General features: G+C 64.9%; 13 protein-coding genes. 12 read left to right on the top strand and 1 reads right to left on the bottom strand.

Annotated features, from left to right (window positions below; all coding sequences use genetic code 11):
* The first annotated feature begins 337 nt into the window (after positions 1-337).
* From ACWPW0_RS03430 to ubiM, 10 genes are all read left to right on the top strand, one after another.
* Positions 338-2,413, top strand: a complete 2,076-nt coding sequence (locus tag ACWPW0_RS03430; RefSeq protein ID WP_454254428.1) for a T6SS phospholipase effector Tle1-like catalytic domain-containing protein — start codon at positions 338-340, stop codon at positions 2,411-2,413.
* Between the two features lie 156 nt (positions 2,414-2,569).
* Positions 2,570-3,175: a YqiA/YcfP family alpha/beta fold hydrolase gene (locus ACWPW0_RS03425; protein ID WP_454254427.1), complete on the top strand. Its 606-nt coding sequence runs from the start codon at positions 2,570-2,572 to the stop codon at positions 3,173-3,175.
* A 66-nt stretch (positions 3,176-3,241) separates the two neighbouring features.
* Positions 3,242-5,140: a DNA topoisomerase IV subunit B gene (gene parE, locus ACWPW0_RS03420; protein ID WP_454254426.1), complete on the top strand. Its 1,899-nt coding sequence runs from the start codon at positions 3,242-3,244 to the stop codon at positions 5,138-5,140.
* Positions 5,137-6,138, top strand: a complete 1,002-nt coding sequence (locus ACWPW0_RS03415; RefSeq protein WP_454254425.1) for an esterase-like activity of phytase family protein — start codon at positions 5,137-5,139, stop codon at positions 6,136-6,138. The genes parE and ACWPW0_RS03415 overlap by 4 nt, the downstream gene beginning before the upstream one ends.
* Entirely contained in the window at positions 6,135-6,665 is a 531-nt protein-coding gene (locus ACWPW0_RS03410; protein ID WP_454254424.1) for a retropepsin-like aspartic protease family protein, read from the top strand. Before ACWPW0_RS03415 ends, ACWPW0_RS03410 begins: the two co-directional genes overlap by 4 nt.
* 13 nt (positions 6,666-6,678) lie before the next feature.
* The gene (gene parC, locus ACWPW0_RS03405; protein ID WP_447589002.1) at positions 6,679-8,937 is read left to right on the top strand and encodes a DNA topoisomerase IV subunit A; all 2,259 of its coding nucleotides are present in this window, start codon (positions 6,679-6,681) and stop codon (positions 8,935-8,937) included.
* A 213-nt stretch (positions 8,938-9,150) separates the two neighbouring features.
* Positions 9,151-9,852: a PqiC family protein gene (locus tag ACWPW0_RS03400; RefSeq protein WP_447589000.1), complete on the top strand. Its 702-nt coding sequence runs from the start codon at positions 9,151-9,153 to the stop codon at positions 9,850-9,852.
* A 52-nt stretch (positions 9,853-9,904) separates the two neighbouring features.
* A complete protein-coding gene (locus ACWPW0_RS03395; protein ID WP_447588998.1) occupies positions 9,905-10,147 on the top strand; it encodes an exodeoxyribonuclease VII small subunit in 243 nt (80 codons plus the stop codon).
* Positions 10,144-11,031, top strand: a complete 888-nt coding sequence (ispA, locus tag ACWPW0_RS03390) for a (2E,6E)-farnesyl diphosphate synthase (RefSeq protein WP_454254423.1) — start codon at positions 10,144-10,146, stop codon at positions 11,029-11,031. The genes ACWPW0_RS03395 and ispA overlap by 4 nt, the downstream gene beginning before the upstream one ends.
* 162 nt (positions 11,032-11,193) lie before the next feature.
* Complete coding sequence (gene ubiM, locus ACWPW0_RS03385) at positions 11,194-12,372, top strand: 5-demethoxyubiquinol-8 5-hydroxylase UbiM (protein WP_454254422.1); 1,179 nt, start codon at positions 11,194-11,196, stop codon at positions 12,370-12,372.
* Between the two features lie 184 nt (positions 12,373-12,556).
* Here ubiM and ACWPW0_RS03380 read toward each other — a convergent pair whose 3' ends face one another.
* Positions 12,557-13,498: a LysR family transcriptional regulator gene (locus ACWPW0_RS03380; protein WP_454254421.1), complete on the bottom strand. Its 942-nt coding sequence runs from the start codon at positions 13,496-13,498 to the stop codon at positions 12,557-12,559.
* Positions 13,499-13,656: 158 nt separating this feature from the next.
* Here ACWPW0_RS03380 and ACWPW0_RS03375 point away from each other — a divergent pair, with 158 nt between their 5' ends.
* Positions 13,657-15,357 carry an AMP-binding protein gene (locus ACWPW0_RS03375; protein ID WP_454254420.1) on the top strand — a complete coding sequence of 567 codons (1,701 nt, stop codon included), beginning with the start codon at positions 13,657-13,659 and terminating at the stop codon, positions 15,355-15,357.
* A complete protein-coding gene (locus ACWPW0_RS03370; RefSeq protein WP_454254419.1) occupies positions 15,354-15,791 on the top strand; it encodes a hypothetical protein in 438 nt (145 codons plus the stop codon). The genes ACWPW0_RS03375 and ACWPW0_RS03370 overlap by 4 nt, the downstream gene beginning before the upstream one ends.
* Positions 15,792-15,794 lie beyond the last annotated feature (3 nt).

The raw sequence follows: 15,794 nt of genomic DNA, 5'->3' as shown, positions 1-15,794 counted from the left end.
ATCCATCGATCACACTGTAAAAAGTCTGGAGAGCAATGAAAACGCGCCCCCCAAAACGCCCTCAGTAGAAAGTCACTTCCGCTATTACTGCCCCGGCGTCGGCACCGTATTCCCCGACATTGGTGAATACACCCCCTGCCAGTTTGGTCTGATAGGAGCCAACAACGGCGAGTTCAGAATCAACTGGGGGATTACCCGGCTTGTAGACATGCTCCAGAGAGTGCTTACGGGATTACCACTCGATGATCCCCAAACACTGGATCTTGTCAAACAGATGGGCACCCATTGGTGGCTGACCGAAGCCTTCAGCAACGGCCGGCGCAATCGTGAAAATACTATGCGCCCCTTGATGAACGAGCTGGAAAGCAAGTTGCTGGAGCGCAAGGTCCAGGGGAAAAAGCCGGAGCTGCTCTCTATTCGCCTGTATGTCTACGGTTTTTCCCGGGGTGCTGCCCAGGCACGCGCCTTCTGCAACTGGCTGCTGGAACTGGTGCGCCAGCCGGATGCCAGCGGAACAGCTCCCTATCGGTTTGCCGGCCTACCAATCTCCATCGAATTCCTCGGGCTGTTCGACACCGTGGCCGCCGTCGGTCTGGCCGACAGCGTTCCCTTTGCCGCCGGGCACATGGCCTGGGCCGGTGGCACCATGCGCCTGCCGGACGAAGACACGCGCCTTCCCGACGACCAGCGCTTCCTCAAGCGTTGCGTGCACCTGGTGTCGGCTCATGAGCAGCGTGCCAGCTTCCCTCTGGACTCAATCCGTCGGCGCGAACGCAAAGCCGACGGCAGCCTCGACATGGACAGGCCATCCCGCTACCGCGGCAACACCATCGAGTACGTTTATCCCGGCATGCACTCGGATATCGGCGGCGGTTATCCAGCAGGCGATCAGGGCAAGGCCATGCGCTCACGCGACTTGCTATCCCAGGTTACCCTGCACCATATGTACAAGGAGGCGTTTGATGCTGGAGCTCCCTTACAGGTACTGCCCGACGCGCTCACAGGCGAACTATTAGCACTTGAGCCCCTGCTAGAAATAAACGACGAGTTCAAAGCCGAATTCAACATCTCCGAACAAATCATCACCCGCTTCAACGCCTGGCAAGCACACGCCAGCAAGACCAGCAAGAAACTTCCTCTCGAAGCCGTCGTCCGTAACGAAACCGAGTTGATTACCGGTTGGCGCATTGCGCGCTACCACGGCGGCGTCAAGAAAACCGGGTTTTACGGGAATATCACCAGTGATGACGAGCCCAAGAACATCTGGAAAGCCAAGGAAAGACTTCACGAACACAGACACGACGAACTGGCCCGCCAGCGCAAAGGCGAGGAGTTCGTAACATGCCAAACGCGTCTGGAAGCCAATCGTGCAGTGAGCCCGGGGGACTGCAAGGGCTATACCAAAACCACGATCAAAGGGATCGTCACCTTCGACAATGACCTGCAGTTGATCGGCGGACTGCCGGCCTACAAGGCACTCAATCTCGAAAAGGCCTATGAGCCCATGCTCGACAAACGCCAGCTGGAAGGTGCCGCCGCCGAGTTTTCGCGCGACTATCTCGGCCAATGGGGCCCCGTCCGCGATGAGATCTCTATCACTGAGGCCGTGATCAATGCCTTTTCGGGGATCGTGTACCTGATCAACGAGGAAGATGAAGCCGAGCAGTTCAAAAGCATCCACACCAACGGCACGGCCTGCCACAAGGCCCTGTTCACCGAGAATGGGGCGATCCTGCCAGGGCAGGAACTGCTCGTCGGGCTGTTCGATGATCACGTCCATGACTCCCGCGCCTGGTTCATGAACAGTTCCCCAATGGGGGCGCGGGAAACCTGGACCGACTATTTCCGCTATCGCCTGGTGCACTTCGACAACGAGTCGAACAAGAGCATGACCCCGCTGCTAACCGCAAGCCGAGTGGTTGGCTTGGCGATTGCCGTCAGCAGCATTGGCCTCTCGGTCAAGCGCCGCGACCCACGCTACCTGCTGGGTCTGATACTCCCGACCGTGGCGGTGCCAGTGATTCGCGGCAAGCTGCCCATGCCCGGCCAGCCGCTTCAACCCAGCACACCGTTGATCAGCGCCTTCGACCCATTGACTGGCATTGCCTACCCCATGATGAGCGGGATCGAGAAACTGCGGACCTACACACGTGAACCCGGCAATGCGCTGCAGGCAATCGATGCGATGCCCGCCCCGCAGCCGCTGACCGCCCAAACCGCCAACACACCGGAGCTGCAAGCCATTTTCAAGGCCCATCAGGCCGCAGAAGCAGAGGCGGCCCAGGCCAAACCACCCAGCCTGTTCAATACCGTTTCCGGGCAACTCGCCTCGGCAACCCAGTCATCTGCCACAGCGCCCGGTTGGTTGGAGCAAGCAGGGAACGCCATCGGCAAACATATCGAAACCAGTTGAAGACCCACGCCGGCCGGAAATCTGGGCTCCCCCCTTTCCGGCCGCCGTGCTTATCGGAGCAAGGCTGCAGAGCCACCACTACAACACCGCCGATAACAGTCCGCATCACTCCCCAGCTTGCAGCCTGGCGCTGCGAGCTAGTAGCCTCCCCACCCCATGACCAGCATCCTTTATATCCACGGCCTCAACAGCTCGCCCGCCTCCACCAAGGCCAGCCAGTTGATTCGCGCCGTCCAGCACGCGGACCTGAGCGCACAGTTGCGTGTTCCGGCCCTGCATCATCATCCACGCCAGGCCATCGAGCAGTTGCAGGCCGGCATTGCCGAACTGGGCCGGCCGCTGCTGGTAGGCAGCTCCCTGGGTGGCTATTACGCCACCTACCTGGCACAACAGCATGGCCTCGATGCCCTGCTGATCAACCCGGCCGTTACGCCGCACAAGCGTTTCGACGGTCACCTCGGCCCGCAGACCAACCATTACACGGGTGAAACCTGGCAGCTCACCCACGATCATGTGCAGGCCCTCGCCGAACTGGAAGTTGCCCCGCCGCGTGATCCCCAGCGGTACCATGTGTGGCTGCAGACGGCTGACGAGACCCTCGACTACCGCCACGCACAGGCTTACTACGCAGGCTGCACGCTGGATATCCGTGAAGGTGGCGACCACAGCTACCAGGGTTTTGCCGAGCGCCTCCCGGAAATACTGTCCCTGGCTGGCTTTGCCCCGGCAATCTGGCAAGATTTCGACTTTTCTACCCTTTGAGTCCGCGCTGCACGCCTTCGCGCCTGCCTGCCCGCGTCCTGACCAACTGACTTAGCAAGAGACCCCATGGCCCAGCAGAACACCTACAACGCCGATGCCATCGAAGTCCTCTCCGGCCTCGACCCGGTGCGCAAGCGCCCGGGCATGTACACCGACACCTCGCGGCCCAACCACCTGGCCCAGGAAGTCATCGACAACAGCGTCGACGAAGCCCTCGCCGGGCACGCCAAGTCGGTGCAGGTGATCCTGCATGAAGACAACTCGCTGGAAGTGCTCGACGACGGCCGTGGCATGCCGGTGGACATCCACCCCGAAGAGGGCGTGCCCGGTGTCGAGCTGATCCTCACCAAGCTGCACGCGGGCGGCAAGTTCTCCAACAAGAACTACCAATTCTCCGGCGGCCTGCACGGTGTGGGCATCAGCGTGGTCAACGCCCTGTCGACCCGCGTGGTGGTCACGGTCAAGCGTGATGGCAACGAATACCAGATGAGCTTCGCCGACGGCTTCAAAGCCACCGACCTGGCCGTGGTGGGCACAGTCGGCAAGCGCAACACCGGCACCAGCGTGCACTTCTGGCCGGACGCCAAGTACTTCGACTCGTACAAATTCTCGGTCAGCCGCCTCAAGCACGTGCTCAAGGCCAAGGCCGTGCTGTGCCCCGGCCTGGAGGTGACCTTCACCGACAAGGCCAGCGGCGAGACCGTGCAATGGCACTACGAGGACGGCCTGCGCTCCTACCTGGCCGACTCGGTCAGCGAATACCTGCGCCTGCCCGAAGAACCCTTCGTCGGCAGCCTGGCCGGCAACAAGGAAGCGGTGGACTGGGCTCTGCTGTGGCTGCCCGAAGGCGGCGAGAGCGTGCAGGAAAGCTACGTCAACCTGATCCCCACCGCGCAGGGCGGCACCCATGTAAATGGACTGCGCCAGGGCCTGCTGGATGCCATGCGCGAGTTCTGCGAATTCCGCAACCTGTTGCCGCGCGGGGTCAAGCTGGCACCGGAGGACGTCTGGGAACGCATCGCCTTCGTCCTCTCGATGAAGATGCAGGAGCCGCAATTCTCCGGGCAGACCAAGGAGCGTCTGTCATCGCGCGAGGCGGCAGCCTTTGTCGCCGGCGTGGTCAAGGATGCCTTCAGCCTGTGGCTCAACGCCCACCCGGAAACCGGCCTGGCCCTGGCCGAGTTGGCGATCAGCAACGCCGGCCGCCGCCTCAAGGCCGGCAAGAAGGTCGAGCGCAAGAAGATCACCCAGGGACCGGCACTGCCCGGCAAGCTGGCTGACTGCGCCGGCCAGGACCCGATGCGTTCGGAACTGTTCCTGGTCGAAGGTAACTCCGCCGGCGGCTCGGCCAAGCAGGCGCGCGACAAGGAGTTCCAGGCGATCATGCCGTTGCGCGGCAAGATCCTGAACACCTGGGAAGTCGACGGTGGCGAAGTGCTCGCCAGCCAGGAAGTCCACGATATCGCCGTAGCCATCGGCATCGATCCCGGCTCCAACGACCTGACCCAGTTGCGCTACGGCAAGATCTGCATCCTCGCCGACGCCGACTCCGACGGCCTGCACATCGCCACCCTGCTCTGCGCCCTGTTCGTGCGCCACTTCCGCCCACTGGTGGACGCCGGCCACGTCTATGTCGCCATGCCGCCGCTGTACCGTATCGACCTGGGCAAGGACATCTTCTATGCCCTGGACGACGCCGAACGCGACGGCATTCTTGATCGTCTGGTCGCGGAAAAACGCCGCGGCAAGCCACAGGTCACCCGCTTCAAGGGCCTGGGTGAAATGAACCCGCCACAACTGCGCGAAACCACCATGGACCCCAACACCCGGCGCCTGGTGCAACTGACCCTGGAAGACTTCGAGGGCACGCGCGAGATGATGGACATGCTGCTGGCGAAGAAACGCGCCGGCGACCGCAAGAGCTGGCTGGAATCCAAAGGCAACCTGGCCGAGGTTCTGGCATGAGGTTAGGGTCTGCTCCCCTGGCCACCACGCTGCTGGGACTGCTGCTGAGCACCGCCCTGCAGGCCGCCGAAACGCCACTGGTCGAACTCAAACTGGTAGCCGAGCACCCGGTGAATGGTATGAGCAATGGCCACCTCTCCGGCCTCGCCCGGTGCGCCGATGAATGGCTGGCCGTCTCCGACCGCGACGATAATCGCCTGTATCGTCTGCAGGAACAGGAAGGCGCCTGGCTGGCCGAGGCAGAAACCTTCGAGGCCCCGCCCCCGCCACCCAGCGGCCTGCCCTGGGGCCTGCGCATGCGCACCTGGGCTGCCGGCCTGGTCCGTGGCGGCGATCTGGACTTCGAAGGTCTGACCTGCGACAGCGCCGGCAACCGCTACCTGGTCAGCGAAGCTCACGCCGCGGTCCTGCAGATCACCCCCGGCGGAACGGCCGACTGGCTCAACCTGCCAGCGAGCCTGATACGCCAGGCGCGGGCCAGTGGCATGCTGCTGCACTTCAACGCCCTGCTCGAAGGGATTGCCGTCGACCCTGCAGGCGAGCGCCTGTGGCTGGCCGCCGAGCGCGAACGGCGCGGGCTGCTGGTGCTGCACAAGAAGAACAACAGCTGGCGCTGCGCCGGCAGTTGCGTGCTGCTGTCCCAGGCGGGCCAGGAGCCATCGCTGAGCCAGCCGGATCGCGGCATCAGCCTGCCGCGTGATTTTGCCGATGTTAGTTACTTCAACGAAAAACTCTTCACCCTGGAGCGTGGCGCCTACCGCATCTGCCGCCGCAACCTGGCTGACGGCAAACTGGAGAAGTGCTGGTCATTCGCCGCCGAGGCGCTCACCGACGCCCGCCGCTATCCGGTCGCCTACGGCATGGCCGAAGCGCTCTGGCTGGACGACAAGGCGGCGTGGATTGGCCTGGATAACGGTGGAAAAGCCCGAGGCGACGGTGAAAACCGTCCGATCGTCTGGCACTTCGCCGCGCCCAAGGGCGGCTGGAACGCGCCGTGAGCGAGCAGCAACCTGCCGGCAAACGCGCCGGGCGAGTGATGTTGATCCTCGCCTGGGGCGCCGGCCTGCTGCTGGCCACGCATTTCTTCGGCAAGTGGGAAGATCGGCAGAACAACCCCAACCAGCAGCCACAGTCCGTGCATGGCGGCGACTACATCGAAGTGCGCCTGGCCAGCGGCCGCGGTGGCCATTACCTGCTCGACGGGCAAATCAACGGCGAGACCGTGACCTTCCTGCTGGACACCGGCGCCAGCGCCGTGGCGATTCCTGCCGAGCTGGCCAAACGGCTTAACCTCAAGCCCGGCTCTCCCGTTACCCTGAGCACGGCCAATGGCCTGTCCGCCGGTTTTCGTACGCGCCTGAGCAGCGTGCAGCTCGGCGATATCCACTTGCGCGACGTGGCCGCGCTGATCGCCCCCGGCATGGACGGCGACCAGGTACTGCTCGGCATGAGCGCCCTCAAGCAACTCGAATTCACTCAAAAGGGCGGCACCCTGGTGCTGCGCCAATCGACTTCTCTGAAATGACCATGAGGCACGCATGAGCGATTCCCTCGATTTGAGCCTGGAAGGCGTGGAACGACGTTCCCTCGCCGATTTCACCGAGCAGGCTTATCTCAACTACTCCATGTACGTGATCATGGACCGCGCGTTGCCGCATATCGGCGACGGCCTCAAGCCGGTGCAGCGGCGGATCATCTACGCCATGAGCGAGCTGGGCCTGGACGCCGACTCCAAGCACAAGAAATCGGCACGTACCGTCGGTGACGTACTCGGTAAATTCCACCCCCATGGCGACAGCGCCTGCTACGAAGCCATGGTGCTGATGGCCCAGCCGTTCAGCTATCGCTACACACTGGTCGACGGCCAGGGCAACTGGGGTGCGCCGGACGACCCCAAGTCCTTTGCCGCCATGCGCTACACCGAGGCGCGCCTGTCGCGCTATTCGGAAGTGCTGCTCAGCGAGCTGGGCCAGGGCACCGTCGACTGGGTGCCGAACTTCGACGGCACCCTCGATGAGCCAGCGACCCTGCCGGCGCGCCTGCCCAACCTTTTGCTGAACGGCACCACCGGCATCGCCGTGGGCATGGCCACCGACGTACCGCCGCACAACCTGCGAGAAGTCGCCGCCGCCTGCGTACGCCTGCTGGACGAGCCGAACGCCACCGTCGAGCAACTGTGCGAGCACGTCCTCGGCCCGGACTACCCGACCGAAGCGGAAGTCATCACCCCGCGCGCCGACTTGCTGAAGATCTACGAGACCGGCCGTGGCTCGGTGCGTATGCGCGCCGTGTACCGCGTCGAGGATGGCGACATCGTGGTCACCGCCCTGCCACATCAGGTCTCCGGGGCCAAGGTGCTGGAGCAGATCGCCGCGCAGATGCAGGCGAAAAAGCTGCCGATGGTCGCCGACCTGCGCGACGAGTCGGACCATGAGCACCCGTGCCGCATCGTCATCATCCCGCGCTCCAACCGTGTGGATGCCGACGAGTTGATGCAGCACCTGTTCGCCACCACCGAGCTGGAATCCAGCTACCGGGTCAACACCAACGTCATCGGCCTGGACGGCAAGCCGCAGGTCAAGGATCTGCGCACCCTGCTGACGGAATGGCTGCAGTACCGCGTCGGCACCGTGCGCCGCCGCCTGCAGTTCCGCCTGGACAAGGTGGAACGCCGCCTGCACCTGTTGGAAGGTTTGCTCACCGCGTTCCTCAACCTCGATGAAGTGATCCACATCATCCGCACCGAGGACTCGCCGAAGCCGGTGCTGATGGAGCGCTTCGGCCTCACCGACATCCAGGCCGACTACATCCTCGACACCCGCCTGCGCCAGCTCGCGCGCCTCGAGGAAATGAAGATCCGTGGCGAGCAGGACGAACTGGCCAAGGAGCGCACCAAGCTGCTGGCCCTGCTCGGCAGCGAAGCCAAGCTGAAGAAACTGGTACGCCAGGAAATCCTCGACGATGCCGAGAAGTACGGCGACGCACGCCGCTCACCGATCGTCGCCCGCGCCGAGGCCAAGGCACTTTCCGAAACCGAGCTGATGCCGACCGAGCCGGTCACCGTGGTGCTCTCGGAAAAAGGCTGGGTGCGCTGTGCCAAAGGCCACGACATCGACGCCACCGGCCTGTCGTACAAGGCCGGCGACGGTTTCAAGACCGCCGCGCCGGGCCGCTCGAACCAGTACGCGGTGTTCATCGACTCCACCGGACGCAGCTACTCGCTGGCGGCGCATTCGTTGCCGTCCGCCCGTGGCCAGGGCGAACCGCTCACCGGTCGCCTGCAACCGCCACCGGGCGCAACCTTCGACTGCGTCCTGCTGCCGGACGACAACGCGCTGTACGTGATCGCTTCGGATGCCGGCTACGGCTTCGTGGTCAAGGGCGAGGACCTGCAGGCCAAGAACAAGGCCGGCAAGGCCCTGCTCAGCCTGCCCGCCGGCGCCCTGGTGGTGCCGCCCAAACCGTTGGCCAATCGCGAGGAAGACTGGCTGGCCGCGGTGACCACCGAGGGCCGTCTGCTGCTGTTCAAGGTCGCCGACCTGCCACAACTGGGCAAAGGCAAGGGCAACAAGATCATCGGCATCCCCGGTGACCGTGTCGCCAGCCGCGAGGAATACCTCACCGACCTGGCCGTGCTACCGACCGGCGCCACCCTGGTGCTGCAAGCGGGCAAACGCACGCTGTCGCTCAAGCCGGATGACCTGGAACACTACAAGGGCGAACGCGGCCGGCGCGGCAACAAGCTGCCACGTGGCTTCCAGCGCGTCGATGCACTGCTGGTGGAAACCCCGAGCTGACAGGCATCTGTGGGCGCGCAAGGCTGCCAGGCTGTGCGCGCCGATCCTGTATGACTCGAGACCCATCAGCATTGCGAAAACCGCACCTCGAGCCCCGTAGGGCGCTTCGGACTGGAGTCCGAGGGCGCTTTGACGGATGATAGGCGGCCGCGGGCTCGACGCCCGCGCCGTGTATCAATACCGGCCGTTTGCCGGGACCACAAGGGTGAAAAAATGAGTGTGTTGCGCCTCCCCGTTGCTCTGCTGCTGACCGGCCTGCTGGGTCTGGCTGGCTGTACGGCGCACAAAGCGATTCCGCTGTACCAGCTCGACGGCGGCAGCCCGAGCGTACCGAAGCAGAGTCAAGGCCTGGCCGTATTGCTCGGCCCCGTCTCCATTGCCGATTACCTGCAACGTGAAGCCTTCCTCCAGCGCCAGGCCGACGGCAGCCTGGTGCCCGCTGACGATGCCCGCTGGGCCGGCAGCCTGGCGTCGGACATCGACCAGGTCCTGTTGCGCCAACTGGCCTCGCGCCTGGACAGCCAACGCCTGGTATTGGCACCAGCCAATGCCGGCTTCACCCCCGATGTTCAAGTGCTGCTGACCATCAGCCGCCTGGATTCCGGCCCCAATCACCCCGCCGTACTGGAAGCCCAGTGGCGCCTGCTCGACCGTAGCGGCAAGCTGCGTGACAGCCGCCTGCTGCGCCTGGAACAGGCCCATACCGGCAGCCCGGCCGAACAGGTACGCGCGCAGAGCGTGCTGCTGCGGCAACTGGTCGAGCAACTGGCCACGGCCATTGAGCCTCTGCGCAACCAGCCCATCGCCGAAGCGCCAAAGCCGGCTCCCGCGCCCGTCCGACCGCCCAAGCCCCAGGCGCCACAGCCGCCCCTGCTCGAGCCGGTTCGCAGCAACAACGAAGTGCTGCGCTTCTAAGCCATCCCCGTCCCTCGCGGCACTGAGTGCCGCGCCTCACGAGATCATTGCCATGGCCCGCAAGAAAGCCGCCATCGACTTCGAACAATCCCTCGCCGACCTGCAGCAACTGGTCGAGCGCCTGGAAGGCGGCGAACTGTCGCTGGAAGACTCGCTGACTGCCTTCGAGCAGGGCATTCGCCTGACCCGTGACTGCCAGGCCTCCCTGGCCCAGGCCGAGCAGAAAGTGCAGATTCTCCTGGAACGCGACGGCGAACTGGAGGAAGCCCCCTTCGACGCGGACCAACAGGCATGATTGCGGCCTACCAGCAACGTTGCCAGGCACGTGTCGACGCCACCCTGGAAACCCTCTTCGAAGCCCCGCGCAGTGAACTCGCCCGCATTTACCAGGCCATGCGCTACAGCGTGGTCAACGGCGGCAAACGGGTTCGCCCGCTGCTGGTCTACGCCGCCTGCGAAGCACTGGACGGCGACCTGGACCACGCCGACGGCGCAGCCTGCGCAGTTGAGCTGATCCACGCCTACTCGCTGGTGCACGACGACCTGCCCGCCATGGACGACGACGACCTGCGTCGCGGCCAGCCGACCACCCACAAGGCCTTCGACGAAGCCTGCGCGATCCTCGCCGGCGACGGCTTGCAAAGCCTGGCCTTCGACGTGCTCGCCGGTAACCGCCACAACCCGCCCCAGGCCGACCTGCGCCTGTCCATGGTCATGAGCCTGGCACGTGCTGCCGGCCCCGCAGGCATGGTCGGTGGCCAGGCCATCGACCTGGAGTCGGTCGGCCATCCGCTCGACAAACCGGCCCTGGAAGTCATGCACCGGCACAAGACCGGCGCCCTGATCGAAGCCAGCGTGCGCCTCGGCGCCCTGGCCAGCGGCAAGGCCGATGAGGCCTCGCTGCAAGCGCTGCAGCACTATGCACAGGCCATCGGCCTGGCATTCCAGGTGCAGGACGACATCCTCGACGTGGAAAGCGACACCGCCACGCTGGGCAAGACCCAGGGCAAGGACCAGGCCCACGACAAACCCACCTACCCGGCCCTGCTCGGCCTCGATGCTGCCAAGGCCTATGCCCTGGAACTGCTCGACCAGGCGCTCCAGGCACTCACCCCGTTTGGCACCAGCGCCGAGCCGCTGCGCGAGCTGGCGCGGTATATCGTCGAACGGCGCAACTGAGCCTGCAGCCCATCAAGCCTCAAAAGCCCCCGGTGCGCATGGCGCACCCTACGGCTTGAACTGCAAGTGCCTGGTACCGCCACGCAACATGATCTCGGGCAATAACCCACGCCTGCCTACACCCTAGACTCCGGCCATCGTCCAAGGCAGGAGTGCCATTGCATGAATGTGGATATCGCCATCGTCGGCGCGGGCCCGGCGGGTCTGTGCCTGGCCCGTTCGCTGTCCGGGCACGGACTGTCCATCGCGCTGATCGAACGCCAGGCACGTGCGGAGCTGGCCGAACCGGCATTCGATGGCCGTGAGATCGCCCTGACCCATGCCTCTCAGCACATCCTCCAGCACCTCGGGCTGTGGCAGCGCTTCGCAGCGGACGACATGGCTCCGCTGCGCGATGCGCAAGTCCTCAACGGCCCGTCGCTGTTCGCCCTGCGTTTCCAGGCCGAACAGGTCGGCCAGCAGCGCCTTGGCTATCTGGTGGCGAACCAGGCGATCCGCCGCGCCGCCTATCAGGCCGTGGCCGAATGCGACGATGTGCAGTGGCTCGACGAGGCCCAGATCGACGACCTGCACACCGACAGCAGCGGCGCCAGCCTGCGCCTGAAGGATGGCCGCGAACTGCGTACCCGCCTGCTGGTGGCAGCCGACAGCCGTTTCTCGGAAACCCGCCGACGCCTGGGTATCGGTGCGCGCATGCAGGACTTCGGCAAGAGCATGCTGGTCTGTCGCATGCGCCATGAACGCTCGCACCGGCAAACCGCCTGGGAATGGTTCGGCCACGGCCAGACCCTGGCCCTGCTGCCCCTCAACGACAACTGCTGCTCGGCGGTACTGACCCTGCCGCCGCGCGAGATCGACGCCCTGCAGGCACTCGACGAAGACGCCTTCGCCCGCGAGATGGAGCGCCGCTTCGACCAGCGCCTGGGGGCGATGCAACTGATCAGCAGCCGTCACGCCTATCCGCTGATTGGCGTGCGCGCCGAGCGCCTGTGCGCAGCCCGTAGCGCGCTGATCGGCGACGCGGCCATCGGCATGCACCCGGTCACCGCCCATGGCTTCAACCTCGGTTTGCAAAGCCAGCAGCGCCTGGCTGCTGCGGTGCTGGAAGCCCACTGTGCAGAGCGAGATATCGGCGCACCCGACCTGCTAAGGCGCTATGCCCGTGCCCAGAGCCTGGCCAGTTGGCCGTTGTACCAGGCCACCCGCCTGCTGGTCGGCTTGTACACCGACGACCGCCCGCCAGCCCGCCTGCTGCGCAGTGCCGGTCTACGCCTGGCACAAGGCATGACCCCGCTGCGTGGCGCCATCGCCCGACATCTGACGGCCACGCCCGCGCGCTAATCCGAGATCTGGCCACCGTAAGAGAGGTCGAGGCATCGCAACGGTGGGCTAAAGCCCACCCTACGCGTAGGCTCAGGCTTTGTAGGGTGGGCTTTAGCCCACCAACCGGTACGTCATGACACGAAAAAGTCGAATGCCCGCAGTAGCCTCGGTCCGGCCATCCATGCCGAAACGTCAACAGACCCTAGTGCTGGAAAGCCTGCCCGTCCCGACGCGTCGCAGCCAACTGTATTAACTGGCCACGCAACCACCGATTGCCCGCCTCGCTCTCGGCTTCGCGCGACCAGTACAGGTTGAGGGTCACCGGCGGCAGTTCCAGCGGCAGCTCCAGCAACCGGTTGGGTAGGCCGACGTTGACCAGCTCGGCGTACTGCCGGGTCATGGTCAGCAACCGCTCGCTCTGCGCCACCAGCAGTGCCGCCGACAGGTAGTGCTGGCAGCGCTGGCGCACATCGCGCACCAGGCCCAGGTGCCCCAGGGCCAGGTCCTCCACGCAGATGCCACGTCGGCGCGACGTCACCGCGACGTGTTCGGCGGCCAGGTAGCGCTGCACCGTCAGTTCTCCCGTGAAGGCCGGGCCGGCCACCACGCAGAGCGGGTCCTGGCGCAGCATCTGCTGGCGCAATTCGGCATCGGTCGGGCGGGCGATCTCGATGGCCAGGTCGATACGCCCCGCCAGCAGCTCGCGTTTCAGCTCAGCCCAATGCACGCTGCTGCTGCGCACCTCCAGTTGCGGCGCAACTTGATGCAGGTGCGCGATCAGCATGGGCAGCACCACCGGTTCCATCTGTTCCGGCATGTTCAGGGCGAAGCTGCGTCGATCACGCAACGGATCGAAATGCTGGCCCCGGCTGACACTGCGCAGCAAGCCGCTCAGGGCATCCTCGATACCGGGCGCCAACTGGCGCGCCAACGGCGTCGGCGCCACGCCACGGCCCTCACGCACGAACAACGGATCATCCAGTTGCTCACGCAGGCGGCCCAGCGCATGGCTCACCGCAGACTGGCTGAGGCTGAGGATTACGGCGGCCCGCGTGAGGTTGCGCTCGCGGTAGATCACATCGAACACGCGGAACAGGTTCAGGTCGATACGCCCCAGCGCCGACCATTCATGCTGTTGATTCATGGTTATGCACCTTTAGCGAGAATGCCCACAGCCTAGCAGGCACGCCCGCTACAGGAACCATGCATACAATTCATGGATAGCGATGAATAAGCATCAGTTCTACGCCCCGTTCGCGGCTGCCTAAGATGGCGCCAGACAAGAACAACAGGGTCTCGCTCATGAACCAAGCCACCTACCTTGACCAGTTGGCCGCGCTACAGGCCGCTGCCTGGCCTGTCGGCGTGCCACGCGACGCGCACTACCCGCACGGTCAACAGCCCCTCAGCGAATACCTGCGGAGCTGGGCACGCCTGCAACCGGAGGCCCCTGCCCTGGACTTCTACGGCCACAGCCTCAGCTATGCCGAACTGGACCGCCTCTCCGACCGCTGCGCAGCCCTGTTCACTGAGCTTGGCGTAGCCCCTGGCGACCGCATTGCACTGTTCATGCCCAACTGCCCGCAGTTGCATATCGCCTTCTACGCGATCCTCAAGATCGGCGCCGTGTATGCCCCGGTCAGCCCGCTGTCCAAGGCCCTGGAGCTGAGCTACCAGCTCAAGGACAGCGGCGCACAGGTGGTCTTCTGCTTCGACCAGCTGCTGCCGGTGGTGCGCGCGGTGCGCGAGGAGTGCCAACTGACCCAGGTACTCGCCACCAGCCTGTCCGAGCTGCGCCCGACCACCCCGAGCATCCCGGTGCCGGACCTGTTGCTGGCGCCGAAAGTCAGCGGCGAGGACTTCATCGACTTCTACCCGGCGCTGGACGCCTGCCAGGCGCCCACGCCGCAGTACCATCCGCGACTCGACGACATCGCCGCGCTGAACTACACCGGCGGCACCACCGGCCTGCCCAAAGGCTGCGTGCACACCCATGGCGACATGCTCTACACCTGCGCCAGCTTCCTGCCCGTGGCGCTCGACCTGCAGCGCGACAGTGTGATGCTCAACTTCCTGCCGGAGTTCTGGATCGCCGGGGAAAACGCCGGCCTGCTGTTCCCGATCTTCAGTGGCGGCCGCCTGGTGCTGCTGGCGCGCTGGGATGCCACGGCATTCATGAGCGCCGTGCAGCATTACCGGGTCACCCACTGTGGCCTGCTGGTCGACAGTGCCGCCGAGGTGCTCGACCACCCGCAAGTCGCCGACTACGACCTGCGCTCGCTGCGCCGCACCGGCAGCATTTCCTTCATCAAGAAGCTGACCCGCGACTACCGCGCACGCTGGCGCGAGCTCACCGGCTGCACCCTGTTCGAATTCAGCTTCGGCATGACCGAAACCCACACCTGCGACACCTTCACCTATGGCATGCAGGAGGATGACTTCGACCTCACCAGCGCACCGACCTTCGTCGGCCTGCCGGTACCGGGCACCGAGTTCAAGGTCTGCGACTTCAACACCGGCGAGCTGCTGCCGCTGGGCAGCGAAGGCGAGTTGTGCGTGCGCACGCCATCGCTGCTGCACGGTTACTGGCAACGTCCGGAGGAATCCGCCGCCGTTCTCAAGGACGGCTGGCTGCACACCGGCGACCTCGGCCAGATCACCGAGCAGGGCTTCATCCGCTACCTCGGCCGGCGCAAGGAAATGCTCAAGGTCAACGGCATGAGCGTATTCCCCAGCGAGCTGGAAGCCATGCTCGGTCAACACCCCGCCCTGCTCGCCAGCGCCGTGATCGGCCGCACTGATGCCACCAGCGGTCAGCGCCCGGTGGCCTTCGTCGTGCTCAAGCCGGGCAGCGGCGAAAGCGCCGACAGCCTGCTCGCCTGGTGCAAAGAGGCCATGGCCAGCTACAAGGTACCGGAGATCCGCGTGGTCGAATCCCTGCCCATGACCGCCACCGGCAAGGTCAAGAAGAACGAACTCGAGCAGGAGCTGGAACGCGTATGAACGCTGCTCTGGACGCCCAGACTCTGAGCCTGGTCAAACAGACGGCCCCAGCACTCAAGGCACAGACCGCGGCCATCAACCAGCAGGTTTACGCCAACCTGGCGGCCGAGCATCCCGCGGCCCACGAGCTGTTGCGCCAGGCGAATTTCCCGCCGCTGGCCGCCATCGTGGCCAGCTACGCCGCGAGCCTCGACAACCTCGAGCCCTTCCTGCGCCATGCGCCGAAGATCGCCCGCGTGCACCAGCGCATCGACCTGCAGGACGTGCACTTCGACATGCTCGGCAAGGCCCTGCAAGACGCCCTGCACAGCGTGCTCGGCACCAGCGTGGCGAAAGACGCCCTGCTCGCCTGGGGCGCCGCCTACCACCACCTGGCCGCCATCCTGATCCGTCTGCAGCGCGAACTGCCGCCGCTGCCTACCACGAGTGAGTGACAC

This window comes from Pseudomonas sp. Marseille-Q8238 (genome assembly GCF_965111915.1).
This window is presented reverse-complemented; position numbering and strand designations above follow the sequence as displayed.

Excerpts from the sequence above, each read along its gene's own strand:
- ACWPW0_RS03430 (WP_454254428.1), top strand. The coding sequence starts at position 338 with ATGCGCCCCTTGATGAACGAGCTGGAAAGCAAGTTGCTGGAGCGCAAG.
- ACWPW0_RS03425 (WP_454254427.1), top strand. The coding sequence starts at position 2,570 with ATGACCAGCATCCTTTATATCCACGGCCTCAACAGCTCGCCCGCCTCC.
- parE (WP_454254426.1), top strand. The coding sequence starts at position 3,242 with ATGGCCCAGCAGAACACCTACAACGCCGATGCCATCGAAGTCCTCTCC.
- ACWPW0_RS03415 (WP_454254425.1), top strand. The coding sequence starts at position 5,137 with ATGAGGTTAGGGTCTGCTCCCCTGGCCACCACGCTGCTGGGACTGCTG.
- parC (WP_447589002.1), top strand. The coding sequence starts at position 6,679 with ATGAGCGATTCCCTCGATTTGAGCCTGGAAGGCGTGGAACGACGTTCC.
- ACWPW0_RS03400 (WP_447589000.1), top strand. The coding sequence starts at position 9,151 with ATGAGTGTGTTGCGCCTCCCCGTTGCTCTGCTGCTGACCGGCCTGCTG.
- ACWPW0_RS03395 (WP_447588998.1), top strand. The coding sequence starts at position 9,905 with ATGGCCCGCAAGAAAGCCGCCATCGACTTCGAACAATCCCTCGCCGAC.
- ispA (WP_454254423.1), top strand. The coding sequence starts at position 10,144 with ATGATTGCGGCCTACCAGCAACGTTGCCAGGCACGTGTCGACGCCACC.
- ubiM (WP_454254422.1), top strand. The coding sequence starts at position 11,194 with ATGAATGTGGATATCGCCATCGTCGGCGCGGGCCCGGCGGGTCTGTGC.
- ACWPW0_RS03380 (WP_454254421.1), bottom strand. The coding sequence starts at position 13,498 with ATGAATCAACAGCATGAATGGTCGGCGCTGGGGCGTATCGACCTGAAC.
- ACWPW0_RS03375 (WP_454254420.1), top strand. The coding sequence starts at position 13,657 with ATGAACCAAGCCACCTACCTTGACCAGTTGGCCGCGCTACAGGCCGCT.
- ACWPW0_RS03370 (WP_454254419.1), top strand. The coding sequence starts at position 15,354 with ATGAACGCTGCTCTGGACGCCCAGACTCTGAGCCTGGTCAAACAGACG.